The sequence below is a fragment of the Pseudomonas sp. UBA3149 genome, from assembly GCF_002364655.1.
Classification (GTDB): Bacteria; Pseudomonadota; Gammaproteobacteria; order Pseudomonadales; family Pseudomonadaceae; genus Chryseomonas; species Chryseomonas luteola.
In genome coordinates, this window is record NZ_DEYV01000026.1 from 20,544 (window position 1) to 34,729 (window position 14,186).

General features: G+C 57.0%; 15 protein-coding genes. 7 read left to right on the plus strand and 8 right to left on the minus strand.

From position 1 onward, the window contains the following. The first annotated feature begins 6 nt into the window (after positions 1-6). The 5 genes from thiL (at position 7) to B3729_RS14695 (ending at position 3,721) form a co-directional block, all read left to right on the plus strand. The gene (thiL, locus tag B3729_RS14675) at positions 7-972 is read left to right on the plus strand and encodes a thiamine-phosphate kinase (RefSeq protein ID WP_286788244.1); all 966 of its coding nucleotides are present in this window, start codon (positions 7-9) and stop codon (positions 970-972) included. A gap of 40 nt (positions 973-1,012) precedes the next feature. Then, a complete protein-coding gene (locus tag B3729_RS14680; protein ID WP_286788245.1) occupies positions 1,013-1,525 on the plus strand; it encodes a phosphatidylglycerophosphatase A family protein in 513 nt (170 codons plus the stop codon). A gap of 24 nt (positions 1,526-1,549) precedes the next feature. After that, complete coding sequence (locus B3729_RS14685; RefSeq protein WP_312124378.1) at positions 1,550-2,188, plus strand: retropepsin-like aspartic protease family protein; 639 nt, start codon at positions 1,550-1,552, stop codon at positions 2,186-2,188. A gap of 100 nt (positions 2,189-2,288) precedes the next feature. Then, a complete protein-coding gene (gene ribA, locus B3729_RS14690) occupies positions 2,289-2,906 on the plus strand; it encodes a GTP cyclohydrolase II (protein WP_019366825.1) in 618 nt (205 codons plus the stop codon). After that, a complete protein-coding gene (locus tag B3729_RS14695; protein WP_286788247.1) occupies positions 2,906-3,721 on the plus strand; it encodes a cobalamin-binding protein in 816 nt (271 codons plus the stop codon). Before ribA ends, B3729_RS14695 begins: the two co-directional genes overlap by 1 nt. Positions 3,722-3,745: 24 nt before the next feature. Here B3729_RS14695 and dxs read toward each other — a convergent pair whose 3' ends face one another. The 5 genes from dxs to B3729_RS14720 all read right to left on the minus strand — a co-directional run bounded on the left by dxs (position 3,746) and on the right by B3729_RS14720 (position 9,713). Further along, positions 3,746-5,683, minus strand: a complete 1,938-nt coding sequence (gene dxs / locus B3729_RS14700; protein WP_239383732.1) for a 1-deoxy-D-xylulose-5-phosphate synthase — start codon at positions 5,681-5,683, stop codon at positions 3,746-3,748. A gap of 102 nt (positions 5,684-5,785) precedes the next feature. Next, positions 5,786-6,664 carry a (2E,6E)-farnesyl diphosphate synthase gene (ispA, locus tag B3729_RS14705; RefSeq protein ID WP_122043606.1) on the minus strand — a complete coding sequence of 293 codons (879 nt, stop codon included), beginning with the start codon at positions 6,662-6,664 and terminating at the stop codon, positions 5,786-5,788. After that, entirely contained in the window at positions 6,661-6,903 is a 243-nt protein-coding gene (locus B3729_RS14710; RefSeq protein ID WP_286788248.1) for an exodeoxyribonuclease VII small subunit, read from the minus strand. Before B3729_RS14710 ends, ispA begins: the two co-directional genes overlap by 4 nt. A 429-nt stretch (positions 6,904-7,332) precedes the next feature. After that, positions 7,333-8,064, minus strand: coding sequence for a TrmH family RNA methyltransferase (locus B3729_RS14715; protein ID WP_019366820.1), 732 nt, complete (start codon positions 8,062-8,064; stop codon positions 7,333-7,335). Beyond that, complete coding sequence (locus B3729_RS14720) at positions 8,064-9,713, minus strand: NAD(P)/FAD-dependent oxidoreductase (RefSeq protein WP_286788249.1); 1,650 nt, start codon at positions 9,711-9,713, stop codon at positions 8,064-8,066. Before B3729_RS14720 ends, B3729_RS14715 begins: the two co-directional genes overlap by 1 nt. A 240-nt stretch (positions 9,714-9,953) precedes the next feature. On the opposite strand from B3729_RS14720, the gene rlmE reads away from it, so the two are divergent. Then, positions 9,954-10,574: a 23S rRNA (uridine(2552)-2'-O)-methyltransferase RlmE gene (gene rlmE / locus B3729_RS14725; protein ID WP_019366818.1), complete on the plus strand. Its 621-nt coding sequence runs from the start codon at positions 9,954-9,956 to the stop codon at positions 10,572-10,574. 256 nt (positions 10,575-10,830) lie between these two features. On the opposite strand, the gene ppa is transcribed toward rlmE, so the two are convergent. Further along, entirely contained in the window at positions 10,831-11,358 is a 528-nt protein-coding gene (gene ppa / locus B3729_RS14730) for an inorganic diphosphatase (RefSeq protein ID WP_010796890.1), read from the minus strand. A 190-nt stretch (positions 11,359-11,548) separates the two neighbouring features. On the opposite strand from ppa, the gene B3729_RS14735 reads away from it, so the two are divergent. Continuing rightward, positions 11,549-12,658 (plus strand): mechanosensitive ion channel family protein, encoded by a 1,110-nt coding sequence (locus tag B3729_RS14735; RefSeq protein ID WP_239382079.1) that lies wholly within the window; start codon positions 11,549-11,551, stop codon positions 12,656-12,658. On the opposite strand, the gene B3729_RS14740 is transcribed toward B3729_RS14735, so the two are convergent. Both B3729_RS14740 and B3729_RS14745 read right to left on the minus strand, forming a co-directional pair. Beyond that, positions 12,598-13,431 carry a zinc-dependent peptidase gene (locus tag B3729_RS14740; RefSeq protein ID WP_286788250.1) on the minus strand — a complete coding sequence of 278 codons (834 nt, stop codon included), beginning with the start codon at positions 13,429-13,431 and terminating at the stop codon, positions 12,598-12,600. The genes B3729_RS14735 and B3729_RS14740 overlap by 61 nt on opposite strands. Before the next feature lie 3 nt (positions 13,432-13,434). After that, positions 13,435-14,091 carry a DedA family protein gene (locus B3729_RS14745; RefSeq protein ID WP_010796893.1) on the minus strand — a complete coding sequence of 219 codons (657 nt, stop codon included), beginning with the start codon at positions 14,089-14,091 and terminating at the stop codon, positions 13,435-13,437. Positions 14,092-14,186: the final 95 nt, after the last annotated feature.

The following is a 14,186-nucleotide window of genomic DNA, read 5'->3' on the forward strand; positions in this document are numbered from 1 at the left end:
GTAGCCATGACCGAGTTCGAGTTGATCCGCCGTTATTTTGCTGCCGCGCGCTGCGCACAGCCACGTAAGGATATCGCGCTCGGTCTGGGCGACGATTGTGCCTTGCTTATGCCTCGCCCAGGCGAGCAACTAGCGATTTCTACCGATACGCTGACAGCCGGGGTGCATTTTCCAGAGGTCTGCGATGGCTTTCTGCTGGGGCAACGTGCCCTGGCTGTCAGCGCCAGCGATCTGGCCGCCATGGGGGCCGCACCCCTTGGTTTCACCCTGGCGCTGACGCTGCCGGAGGTCGACCCAGGCTGGCTGGAGCGGTTTGCTCAAGGACTCGATCACATGGCTGCGGCCTGTGGCCTGGCCTTGATCGGCGGTGATACAACCCGCGGGCCGCTCTCTCTGACCCTGACTGTCTTTGGCTCCGTACCCCACGTGCACGCGTTGACGCGGTCGGGTGCCCAGCCGGGCGATTTACTCTGTGTCGGCGGTGCGCCTGGAGAGGCTGGCGGAGCCTTGCCCTTTGTCTTGGGGCAACGCGAGGAGCGGGGCGCCTACGTTGATACGCTCGTGGCGCGTTACTGGTCGCCAGCGCCTCAGTTCGAGTTGGGGCTTGCGCTAAGAGGTCGGGCTACCGCAGCGCTGGATATATCCGATGGGCTCCTGGCCGACTGCGGCCATATCGCGGCCGCTTCGAACGTCAAGCTGATCATTGAGAATGAAAGGTTGCCGGTCAGCCCTGCGTTGGCGGCACTGTTTGAGCCTGAGCAGATTCGCTCACTGGCAATGTCCGCCGGTGATGATTACCTGCTTGCCTTTACATTGCCTGCACAGTATCTCAAGTCATTGCAGGCAGACTTCCCCCAGGTAGGTGTCATTGGGCGCGTTGCCTCTGGGCAGGGGGTTCAGGTACAGGACGCCATTGGCCGGGATGTCACACCCTTGCGGGGCGGTTATCAACATTTTGCGATGAAGCCATGACGTATCGTGCTGGTGATTTATCTGTCCTGGGAGCCATTTCGTGAGCAGACCTGTTAGCTCAGGGCCGGCTACACCGGCGGTGTGGCGTAATCCCTGGCATTTTCTGGCCTTTGGCTTTGGCTCAGGTACGTTGCCCAAGGCACCTGGTACCTGGGGCTCCCTGGTGGCGTTGCCCTTTGTCCCGCTTTGGCATCTGTTGCCGGACTGGGGCTATTGGCTGCTGCTGGTTGCGCTGATGATATTCGGGTTCTGGTTGTGTGGCCGTGTCGCGGATGACATGGGTGTGCACGATCACGAAGGTATCGTCTGGGACGAAATGGTAGGCATCTGGATCACTTTCTGGATGGCTCCGGCCGGCTGGGCCTGGTGGCTGGTGGGGTTTGCCGTGTTCCGGTTCATGGATATTCTGAAGCCCTGGCCGATCAGCTGGCTTGATCGTCATGTTCAAGGCGGCGTCGGTATCATGGTTGATGATGTGCTGGCCGGTGTGTTTGCCTGGGCAGTTATGCAGGGACTGGGCTGGAGCTGGGCGCATATCGGGACGCTGTCCTGATCGCAGGCGCTACAAGGAGGCGGTGTGGTGCGCAAATGGATCGGTATCGGTGTATTGAGTCTGCTGCCTGCGCTGGTAACTGCCGCGCCTCAGGTTCAAGTGGTAGGTCTGTTCAACGGCGCAGCCGTAATCAATATCGATGGTCAGCGCAAAATGCTCAAAGTCGGTCAGCGACAGGGCGAGGTCGAGCTGGTCAGCGCGACGAGCCGGGAAGCGGTGCTGCGGATTGGAGAAACCAATCAAACGTTCATGCTTTCACGTGAATACAGTGACGGCTTTGCTGCGCCGCATAAGCGCCAACTTAGCATTGCTCGCCGAAATGACGGCCACTATTGGACGTCGGGCTCTATAAATGGCCAGCCTATCGAGTTTCTGATCGACACCGGCGCCTCGACTGTTGCCATGAACGAAGAGCTGGCGAACCGTCTTGGGTTGGATTACCAGAAAGGGCGGCCGGTACAGGTCAACACGGCAGGCGGAACCCGAAGGGCCTGGCTTGTACGCCTGGATCGCGTCAAGGTTGGCACCATTGAGGTGCTGGGTGTCGAGGCCATGGTGTTGGCAGGCGGTCATCCGACAGAAACGCTACTGGGCATGAGTTTTCTCAACCGGGTTGGCTGGCGCGAGGATCAGGGCGTCCTGTATGTCGAGGCCAAGAACTGACGTGATAGCTTCAAGCGCAATAGCCTCATAGCCTTTATGACTGAGCCGTCTCTGTTCATGAATGGTATACTATAACCCTCTTTCCGATAGGAGCCTGACGGTGTCTGTCGTTTTCGTCGCCGCATCCCAATTACCTACGCCCTTTGGCATTTTTACCATGCATGGCTTTCTCGATGAGTCCGATGGTAAGGAGCACGTGGCGCTGACCCTTGGCGATATTGCCAACGGTGAGCCGGTGCTGGGGCGTCTACATTCCGAGTGTCTGACGGGGGATGCCCTGTTCAGCCTACGCTGCGACTGCGGCTTTCAGCTGGAGGCGGCAATGCGAGCCATTGCTGAAGAAGGCCGTGGCGTTATCCTGTACTTGCGCCAGGAGGGGCGTGGCATCGGTCTCTTGAACAAGATTCGCGCATATGAGCTGCAGGACGCAGGAGCTGATACGGTTGAGGCTAATGAACGCCTGGGCTTTGGTGCGGATCAGCGTAACTACAGCCTGTGCAAGCCAATGCTCAAGCATCTGGGCGTCAATGCATTGAAGCTGATGACCAATAATCCTCGCAAGGTTAAAGCCTTGGAGGACCTGGGAATTACCGTAGCACAGCGTGTACCGCTGCAGACGGGCCTCAACCCTCATAACAAGCGTTACCTAGCCACCAAGGCTGGCAAGCTGGGCCACATGCTCGGCAATATCCATCAAGGCGAAGTCCTTCCTTCCTGATGAAGGCAGGCAGGTGCTGTTCGGTTCTGACCGGCGTCTGCTTGCTGTTCTGCTGCGTTCTCTCTCAGGCCGCCGAACGCGTCATCAGTCTGGCGCCTTCGATGACCGATATCATGCTGGAGCTGGGCGTAGAGAGCCGCTTGGTAGGCGTACTGGATGCAGGCAAGCGTCCTGCTTCCTTATCCGGGCTGCCTTCCGTTGGGCGTTATGGTCAGGTCAACATCGAAAAGATTGTCTCGCTGCATCCTGACCTTATTTTGCTTTGGCCCGGCGCAGTGCCGCCCGCCCAGCGCGAGCAGCTCAAGCAGTTGGGCTACACCATTGAAACTCTGGATGTCCATCGTTTGGATGAGTTGGCTGACGGACTTGCTCGCATCGCTCAGGCGGTGGGCGCTCCCGGTGCAGGGCAGCGCTTGGTGAGCCAGTTTCGTGAGCGACTCGCCAGCGTGCGTAACCGCTACAGGCAGTTGCCGACTGTACATGTGTTCTATCAAGTCTGGGATAAACCACTGTATACCGTAGGAAGTACGCAAATTATCAGCGATGCCATACAGGTATGTGGGGGCAGGAATATATTCGCTGATCTCTCACAACCGGCGCCGCAGGTGGGTGTAGAAGCTGTGCTCACAAGAAACCCCGAGGTGATACTGGCCATGGATCAGGCTCAGCTCGAACCATGGCGACAGTGGCCAACATTAAAGGCGGTGGCACACCACCAACTCTGGGCTGTAGGTGACAAGCGGCTTGAACGGCCCAGCTATGGCATGCTGGACGCAGTGGTCAGGCTGTGTGAGCTGATAGACAAGGCCCGCTAAGCGGGCCTGTCCCAACGTGTCCCGTCAGGGATTGCGTGAAGCGAGTACAAGCGGAACGGGCTCGGAAGCTGTATTGGCTTCAAGCTGTGCTAGGCGCTGCGTAACGGCCTTTTCGATGCCAAGTGCATCCAGTCCGCATTCAGCCAACATTTCACTCGGCTTGGCATGCTCGACGTAGTAATCGGGCAGGCCCAGATTCAAGATCGGCTTGAGCAGGTTTTCTCGGGCAAGGAACTCATTCACGGCGCTGCCTGCACCGCCCATGATGCTGTTTTCCTCGATCGTAACCAGCAGGTCGTGGCTGTCTGCGAGTGCCCGGATCAGGGCTTCGTCCAATGGCTTGACGAAGCGCATGTCGGCCACGCTTGCATCAAGGCCTTCTGCTACCTGCAAGGCCTCTTTCAACTGTACGCCAAATACCAGGAAGGCAACCCTGCGACCTTGACGGCGAAGAACGCCTTTGCCGATTTCCAGTGGCTCAAGCCCTGGCTCAATGGCTGCGTTAGGGCCGCTGCCTCGTGGATAGCGGACAGCCGCGGGTCCCTTGAACCGGTAACCCGTTGTCAGCATACGGCGCATTTCGTTCTCATCGCTGGGCGCCATGATCACCATGCCAGGAATACAGCGCAGGAACGACAGATCGAAACTGCCGGCATGTGTAGGGCCGTCTTCACCCACCAGACCGGCGCGATCGATGGCAAACAGCACATCGAGGTTCTGTACGGCTACGTCATGGATCAGCTGGTCGTAGGCGCGCTGCAGGAAGGTGGAGTAGATCGCCACTACCGGCTTGGCACCATCACAGGCCAGACCAGCTGCCAGTGTCACGGCGTGCTGTTCGGCGATCGCAACATCGAAATAGCGGTCTGGATACTGCTCGCTGAAGCGGATGAGGTCGGAGCCTTCCTTCATGGCAGGTGTTATACCTACCAGTTTTGGGTCAGCTGCCGCCATGTCACATAGCCAGTCGCCGAAGATGTTCGAATATTTGGGACTACCAGGCTTCTTGGGTGCCGCATCCAAGGGCTCAAGCTTGGTGATGGCGTGATATTCGATAGGTGCTGCTTCGGCAGCGCTGAAACCCTTGCCTTTCTTGGTCACGATATGCAGGAACTGCGGACCTTTGGCGTCACGCAGGTTGCGCAGGGTAGTGATCAGCGTCGGCAGGTCATGCCCATCGACGGGGCCAATGTAGTTCCAGCCCAGCTCTTCAAACAGGGTGCCCGGAACCAGCATTCCTTTGGCAGCTTCTTCGGTACGGCGGGCGATTTCCCACGCACCAGGCAGCTTGGCCAGTACCTTTTTCCCACCCTCGCGCATGTTCTGATACGTGCGACTGGACAGGAGCTTGGCAAGGTAATTCGACAGACCTCCCACGTTATGGGAGATCGACATGTCGTTGTCATTGAGAACGACGAGCATGTCGGCTTCTACGTCGGAGGCGTGATTGAGCGCTTCGAATGCCATGCCTGCGGTCAGGGCGCCATCACCGATCACCGCAACGGACTTGCGCTTGCTGCCTTGCATGCGGGCAGCAATGGCCATGCCCAGCGCCGCGCTGATCGAGGTGCTGGAGTGGCCAACCCCAAAGGTGTCGTACTCACTTTCAGAGCGACGCGGAAAGGCAGCGACCCCGCCTTTCTGGCGCAGTGTACCCATCTGGTCACGGCGTCCGGTCAGTATTTTGTGCGGGTAAGCCTGATGGCCGACATCCCAGACAAGGCGGTCGTCGGGTGTATCGAACACATAATGCAGCGCAACGGTCAGTTCGATGACCCCGAGGCCGGCGCCAAAATGCCCGCCGGTCTGCCCGACGGTATAGAGCAGATAGTGGCGCAACTCATCGGCGAGCGTTTCCAGCTCGTGCTCGCTCAGGTGGCGCAGCGCAGCCGGGGTGTCGATGCGGTCGAGCAATGGCGTGGCGGGCCGCTCGCGTGGAATCTCGTGCAGCGTCTTGGGCATCAGGTCATCGTTATAAGGTATGAAAGATCGAAGTTTACCCGAAGCCCTCCAGTCACCCAACAGTGAACCGTCATATAGAGCTTCGAGCTGTTCTGTGTGTGACTAGTGGCGGCGTTGGACGATGTAGAGTGCTAATGCCCGCAAGGGTTCGGCAGACTCGCCAAAGTGCTGCAAGGCCTGCTGGGCTTGTTCACACAATAGCTGCGCATAATGCTTGGCTTCATCCAGGCCCAGCAGGGCCGGGTAGGTTGGCTTGTCCCGCGCAACATCTGCGCCCTGGCGCTTGCCCAAGGTGGCGGTGTCGCTTTCTACATCCAGCACATCGTCCTGTACCTGAAAGGCCAATCCTACTGCGCGGGCATAGCGGCTCAGGGCATCCAGCTGCTCGAGCGTGGCCTTGCCGCTGGCCAATGCACCCAGGCGGACACTGGCCTCGATCAGTGCGCCAGTCTTGTGACGATGCATGATTTCAAGCGCCGTCTGGTCTATCTGTCTACCAACGGACTCAAGGTCAATGGCCTGACCGCCTACCATGCCGGCAGGGCCAGAGGCCTGAGCCAGGATATTAAGCATTTCCAAACGTGTCTCGGCCGTTTGCGGTGCGTTGGTCAGTATTTCAACTGCAAATGTTTGCAGTGCATCGCCTGCCAGAATGGCACACGCTTCGTCGTAAGCCTTGTGCGTAGTCGGACGGCCACGGCGCAGGTCGTCGTCATCCATAGCCGGCAAGTCGTCATGCACAAGTGAGTACGCGTGGATCAGCTCGACGGCACACGCAGCATTGTCGGCCTGAGAGGGCTCTCCCCCAAGGGCTTCGCAGGCGGCATACACCAACAGGGGGCGCACACGCTTGCCGCCACCCATGACGCTATAACGCATTGCCTCATACAGGCGATCGAGCTCCGGACGTGGCGAAACGAACAGGGTGTCCAGCATGGCGTCGACACGTGCCTGACTGCGAGCCTGATAATCCTTGATCATGTGTCGTCGCCCTGTACGTCGAAGGGGGATTCGGTCATGACTCCGTCGCGCTCGAGCAGAATCTGGACTTTCTGCTCAGCCTGACTCAGTGCACTCTGGCATTCACGGGTCAGGCGAATACCCTGTTCGAAGGCGCCCAGTGATTCTTCGAGGGAAAGCTCACCGCTTTCCAGGTGCTCGACCAGGGTTTGCAGTTCTGCCAGGGAGTGTTCGAAATCGGGAGCTTTCTTGCGGGCCATTGGCAATCTCGGGGGTGATACACAATCGCGGGACACTAGCAGAGGCGTGGAAGCCGAGTAAATACTTGCAGCGGAAATAAGAACGGCCCTGTCCAGGAGCCGATGGGGTAAGCGCCAGGACAAGGCCGTATACGGCTGGACAGACGCCAAGGCATCGGTCCGGGAGGAAGTGCACTCTATAAGGTGTTACCAAGCGAAACTGTTTGCTCGCTGGCCAACACACATAGCAACTATCGCGCCAGGGCATGACAATTTGATTTCAGGGGCTTTCTGCCTGAAAAAATAGAAAACAGATGCGCTTTTGTGGAGCAAAAACCACTGTCTGAGTATTTCATGGCGCAGTTGAAACTATCTCCTCGCTACATCGTTACGTGAGCGTCGAGCACGCGATCCGATTTTTATTAAGCGAGGTGACGTTCCTGATATCGGCTATCGACTCAGCTCATACGCACACATGTTGACTGTTGATGCCAGGTTCAGCGATTCGATAGCGCCGCATCCGGGAATGGTAAAAGGCTGCGCATTAAGTATGGTCAATTGCTCATGGGGTACGCCGCGCGCTTCATTGCCGAACAGATAGCAATCGAATGTCTTAAACGCTGCCGATTGAACGTGATCACCACTCATGTCCAGACAGGCAATGCGGTCAAACCGTGTGCGCAGCGAATCTATTTTCACGTCCAACTCAATGGAAGCATGAAAAATGGCGCCCATGCTGGAGCGAACAACTTTAGGGTTGTACGGATCAACACTGCCAGGGCTAAGCAAGCAGCGAAAGTTACCGAACCATACCAGCGTGCGCAGGATGGTGCCGAGATTGCCCGGATCCTGAATTTCATGCAGGTAAATGGCGCGCTCGTTATCAGCAGGCGCGCAACCCGGTGCGTTAGTGGCCGGCATCGGTACCAGCGCAATAACGCCCTGCGGTGTTTTGGTATCGGATATCTGCGCCATTTGGCGGTCACTGATCACATGGGTTTCAAACGAGCTTGCCCAGTGTTCATAGGCCTCGGTTACATAGAGCTGACTGCTCTGTAGCAGCGGATTCTGTAGCGCCGCCTTTTGTAACTCCAGCAGCAGGTGTTCGCCCTCCACCAGAAAATAACCGAACTCGGCCCGGTATTTCTTCTGGTGAAGTTTTTTGACGTCATCGAATTTCATCAAGACGCCGCTCGGCTGGGCTGTATGTTCGCCATCTCAAAGTCCGATAGAAGCGATTTGGCCAAAGCCTCGGCAACTTTAATTCCATCTACGCCCGCCGACAAAATGCCCCCCGCATAACCGGCACCTTCACCAGCCGGATACAGGCCGCGCAGGTTGAGGCTTTGCAAGGTCTCGTTGTCGCGAGTAATGCGGACAGGAGAGGACGTGCGGGTTTCGATACCTGTGAGAATGGCATCATCACGATCAAAGCCACGAATCTGCTTGCCGAATGCCGGCAGTGCTTCGCGGATGGCTTCGATGGCATAGTCTGGCAGCGCGGGCGCAAGATCACCCAGGCGTACGCCGGGCTTGTAGGAGGGCTCTACCTCGCCAAGTTCGGTCGACGGCACTCCACGGATGAAGTCGCCCACCAATTGTGCTGGTGCGCAGTAATCGCTGCCGCCCAGCTCGTAGGCCCGGGACTCAAGGCGTTCTTGCAGATCCAGGCCAGCCAGCGGGTCGCCTGGGAAATCCTGCTCCGGGTTGATACCCACAACAATGCCTGAGTTTGCATTGCGCTCGTTGCGCGAGTACTGGCTCATGCCATTGGTCACGACGCGCCCCGGCTCGGAGGTGGCGGCCACTACGGTCCCGCCGGGACACATGCAGAAACTGTAGACGGCACGACCGTTTTTGGCGTGATGCACTAATTTGTAATCGGCGGCGCCCAGCTCCGGATGGCCGGCGTATTTGCCCAGGCGAGCCTGATCGATCATGCCTTGCGGATGCTCGATGCGGAAACCCACCGCAAAAGGTTTGGCTTCGATATATACGCCCTGGCGATGTAGCATGCGGAAGGTATCGCGAGAGCTGTGGCCCAGCGCGAGCACCACATGGCGGCTGCGGATTGTCTCGCCATTGGCTAACACCACACCTTCAAGCTGGCCGTTGTCGATCAGCAGATCGGTCACTTTACTCTCGAAGCGCACTTCGCCACCCAAGGCGATGATCTCCTCTCGCATCGCTGCGACCACGCCGGTGAGACGGAAGGTGCCGATATGCGGCTTGCTCACATACATGATCTCTTCCGGCGCGCCAGCGCGGACGAACTCGTGCATCACTTTGCGGGCGTAGAACTTGGGGTCCTTGATCTGGCTATAGAGTTTACCGTCCGAGAACAGGCCGGCTCCTCCCTCACCAAACTGCACGTTGGATTCCGGCGTCAGGATCTTTTTACGCCACAGCGCCCAGGTATCCTTGGTGCGTTTACGTACATCCTTGCCGCGCTCCAGTACGATGGGCTTGAATCCCATCTGTGCGAGCAGCAGCGCCGCGAACAATCCACAAGGACCAAAGCCTACGATTATCGGGCGCTCCCGCAAGTGGGCGGGCGCCTGAGCTACTGGGTAGTAGTGGGTATCCGGTGCTGGACGTACATGATTGTCATCGGCAAAGCGCGCCAGGATTGCCGCCTCGTTGCGTGCCTCTAGATCGATGATATAGATGAACAGAATGACGCTGTTTTTCTTGCGTGCATCGTAGCTGCGCTTGAATACAGTGAAGTTCAGCAAGTCGGCGTCGCTGATGCCCAGGCGTTTGACAATGGCCTTGCGCAACTCATCCGAGGAATGATCAAGAGGCAGGGACAGTTCGTTGATGCGAATCATGGCGGTAATCCTGGCCGGTGACTCCGGCAAAGGAAGCTTTAGAAAGGGTGGGGTAAGAGGTAAATTATACCTCTCTCTATCCCTCCCTGACAGTCCTGCCTAAGGGGTGCTACACGATCCCTGCCCACCAGTCTTATATTATCGGTTTATAATCGTTGCCATTGTGCGTCCAACCGCTTTCTGTTTTTCCCAGGCGTTGGTCTGCTTCTCCCATTGAATTTTTCCGTGCTTGGCTCCCTCATGAAACGATCCAAAAGCAGCCGCCGTTGGCTGGATGAACACGTCAACGATCCTTATGTTAAGCGGGCTCAGAAGGATGGCTTGCGTTCTCGTGCCAGTTACAAGCTGATCGAGCTGAACGAGAAGGACAAGCTGATACGTCCCGGCATGCTGGTCATGGACCTTGGCTCCGCACCGGGCGGTTGGTCACAGGTGGCTGGCGGTCTCGTAGGCGAGAAGGGACGGGTTCTAGCTAGTGACATTCTGCCGATGGACCCGCTGGAGAACGTCGACTTCATCCAGGGCGATTTCACCGACGACGCGGTGTTCCAGCAGATTCTCGACAAGCTCGATGGTAATCAACCTGATCTGATCATTTCTGACATCGCTCCCAATATCAGTGGCATCGCTGCTGCCGATCAGGCGTCCTCGATGTATCTGGTCGAACTCGTCCTTGATATGGCGCGTCAGGTCCTCAAGCCCAACGGCAATCTTGTAGCCAAGGTATTCCAGGGAGAGGGCTCCGACGAGTTTCTGAAAGACGTTCGCACCTCATTCGAGAAGGTGATGATACGCAAGCCAGAGGCATCGCGGCCGCGCTCAAGGGAGGTCTATCTGGTGGCAAAGGGGTTTAAAGGATAAGGCCCCGTGGTGTGCTCTTCGAGAGCTTGACGCTTCGCTGGGTTGCGCACAGTCCAGCGATGACAAAAAACCAAAAGGGCACCTTTCGCTGAGCGTTATACCCTCCCGCACTATTCGCTAGATGACCGCCTTGGATAGCGCTCAACGAGTCGATGCAGAGCCAAAGGTCTGGCTTTGTTCAGGTTTGACCGAAACCGGGTAAAACGATAGGCGTTAAAAAGCCGGCTTGTGGCCGGCTTCGTGAGGTAGTAGCGACTTATTTTTGGTAAGCCGCGACTGCCTTTAAGATCTCCGCACGGGCTTCTTCAGCATTGCCCCAGCGTTCAACTTTTACCCACTTGCCTTTTTCAAGATCCTTGTAGTTCTCGAAGAAGTGCTTGATCTGCTCCAGCAGCAGAGCCGGCAAGTCGGTGTATTCCTTTACATCATGGTACAGCACAGACAGTTTGTCATGCGGAACGGCAACTAATTTTGCATCGCCACCGGCTTCGTCGGTCATGTGCAGTACGCCAACCGGACGTGCGCGAATGACGGCGCCTGGTGTAACCGGGTAAGGCGTTACGACGAGCACGTCGAGGGGATCGCCATCATCAGCCAGCGTGTTGGGGATATAGCCATAGTTGGCCGGATAGAACATCGGGGTCGCCATGAACCGGTCGACAAACAGAGTATCGCTGTCCTTGTCGATTTCGTATTTGATGGGTGCATGGTTAGCCGGGATTTCAATCGCGACGTAGATGTCGTTCGGCACGTCTTTGCCGGCCGGAATCTTGCTATAGCTCATAGAGCGACTCACCTTTGTTGGTAGGCCAAATTGATGTGGTTTGGAGTATAGGCATATTTGACCCGCGATTCGAGCCTTGGGGTGGGATAAGGTTCAAAGCAGGAACTTTGTAACGGTAACGGACCCGAAAAAAGAGGCCTGCCTGTTAGAGGGCGGGGCAGCTTTCCTCTGAATCGGAGACAACATCGGCATGTTCCAATGGATCAATGAGGCGACAGCCATCAACCTGGCGCTTGCACTTGTCATTACTATCATCAGCTATGGCGTCATTCGCCGGCTCGTTACAGCCGTTACCAGTCGCGTTGTGAATTGGTCCTCCCGGGCAAACAGCGGTTGGGCACATTACGTAGGCGAGATCATTGGTCGAACCAGTCGCTTGCTGATTCTGCTCATGGCTATTCAGATCGGACTGTATGTCATTGATCTGAGCCCAAGCTGGGAGGCACGCGTCAGCCATATCTGGTTCCTGGTCCTGGCTCTACAGTTCGGGCTGTGGGTCGATGGCGCAATTCTGCTGTGGGCACGTTCGGCGCTGCAGAACAGGAATGGCCATCAGCGCAGCCAGCTCACCATGACCATGATTTCGCTGATGGTCCGGGTAGCCTTGTGGACGGTGGTTCTGCTTGCAGTACTCTCCAACCTGGGTGTGGATATCACGGCGTTCGTCGCCAGCCTGGGTATTGGTGGTATTGCCGTCGCGCTGGCCGTTCAGAATGTGCTGAGTGACCTGTTTGCCTCGCTGTCCATTGGTATCGACAAGCCTTTCGAGCAAGGTGATTTCGTCGTATTTGGCGATATTGCCGGCTCCATTGAATACATCGGCCTCAAGACCACGCGTATTCGCAGCCTTAGCGGTGAGCAGGTGGTCTGCTCCAACACGAAGCTGCTGCAGCAGACGATCCATAATTATAAGCGTATGTCCGAACGGCGGGTGCTGTTCCAGTTCGATATCAGTTACCGCACACCTGCCGATCAAGTTGGTGAAATTGCTCCACTCGTAAAGCAGATTGTCACGTCATTGGAGAACACCCGTTTCGATCGTGCGCATCTGCTGGCACTGGAAAGTAGCGCCTTGAAATTCGAGGTGGTGTATTACGTGTTGAGCGCGGACTACAACCAGTACATGGATATTCAACAGAACATCAATCTGGCACTGCTCAAGGAGCTGGATCAGCGTGGCATCAAGTTCGGTATGCCTGTTCGGTCGCTGGAGTTTCTGGAGGAGGTTCCCTTGGCCTATCAGGGTTCGCCGAACGCTCCTCGTGGAGGTGACTCGGCTGCGGGAATTGAAATCCGCTGAGCCAATGCCTGTAGCCGCGTCAGTGGATCCTGACGGAAAAACTGACGTAGCTGCATATAAACATCCGGGTATGCCTGATCGAGTACATCGGGTGCGGTAAAGAAGTATTCACAGCAGACGGCAAAGAACTCAGCAGGATGCTCGCTGGCATAGGGATCGATCAGTGTTTCCTTATGGGTATCAATCTGTCGGTTGAGGTCATCGTAAGCAGCCTGCATGACCTCAGCCCAGCGAGGAAGCGACATGTCCCGGTGCAGTGGGGGCAGGCCATTGGCATCGCCGTTGAGCATGTCGAGCTTATGCGCCAATTCATGAATGACCAAGTTGTAACCCGTCCAGTCGCCGCTCTCCTGAACACCCGACCACGCCAAAATCACTGGACCTTGTAGCCAAGCCTCACCGCTATGGCTTTCGCTTTCCTCATGTTCGATTCCGCTATCGTCACGGTAGCGTTGTGGGCTGACAAAGTCCGAGGGGTAGAGGATCAGCTCGTGGAAGTTGCCATACCAGTCTTCCTCAGGCAGGTATAGCAAGGGCAGTTGGGCCTGGGCAGCCAGGGCCAGGCGGTCAACGTCAGCAAGCGCAATGTCACCCAGTAGCGTCAGGCGTTTATGCGCCAGAAAAAGGATGCTGCGCTGTTGAAGCCGTTGATCAGATTCAGGCGGGAGTCCGTCGAGGAAAGGCAGGCGGGAATGAACTTCATCCCAGAGCGCCGGCGGGATAACGGTCCGTTCAAGGACACGTCGATCCCGCCAGGCGCGCAGGGACCACATGCGTTAGCCGATTTCGCTGCGGCTGGGGCTCGGCCGCAGGCGACGGCTGACCATGCTGATGACCATGGGCAGCAGCGAGATGGCAATGATGGCGATAACAAGCATGGACAGGTGCTGCTTGATGAACGGCACATTGCCAAAGAAGTAACCCAGCGTGACCAGGCCGCCTACCCAGAGGAACGTGCCCAGGACGCTGAAGCCCAGAAAACGGAGATAGTGCATGCGACCGATGCCCGCCACGAATGGCGCGAACGTTCGGATGATGGGCAGGAATCGCGCCAGGGTAATGGTCTTGCCGCCATGCAGGGCATAGAACGCCTGGGTGCGCTCCAGATAGTCACGACGGAATATCTTGGAGTTTGGTCGCGAGAAAAGCTTTTCACCCAGGGTTCGGCCAATGACATAGTTTGTACTGTCACCGGCAACGGCCGCAAAGGCAAGAAGACTACCCAGAAGCCAAGGGTCCATGCCGCCTGTTGCGCAAATGGCACCAGCAATGAACAGCAATGAGTCACCGGGCAGGAAGGGCATGACTACCAAGCCCGTTTCGCAAAAAATGACCAGGAACAGGATGAAATAGATCCATGACCCATAGTTGCTGACCAGCATTTCCAAGTAAACGTCGAGGTGGAGGATCAGATCGATCGGGTTAAAGTCCATGTACAGCCTATCTATGGCAGCGGGTCGAAGCTCCATTATAGGGCGAAGGCTCTAGGTCGCGAGTAGCCATTAGGGTAAACGGTAGGGTGGGATTT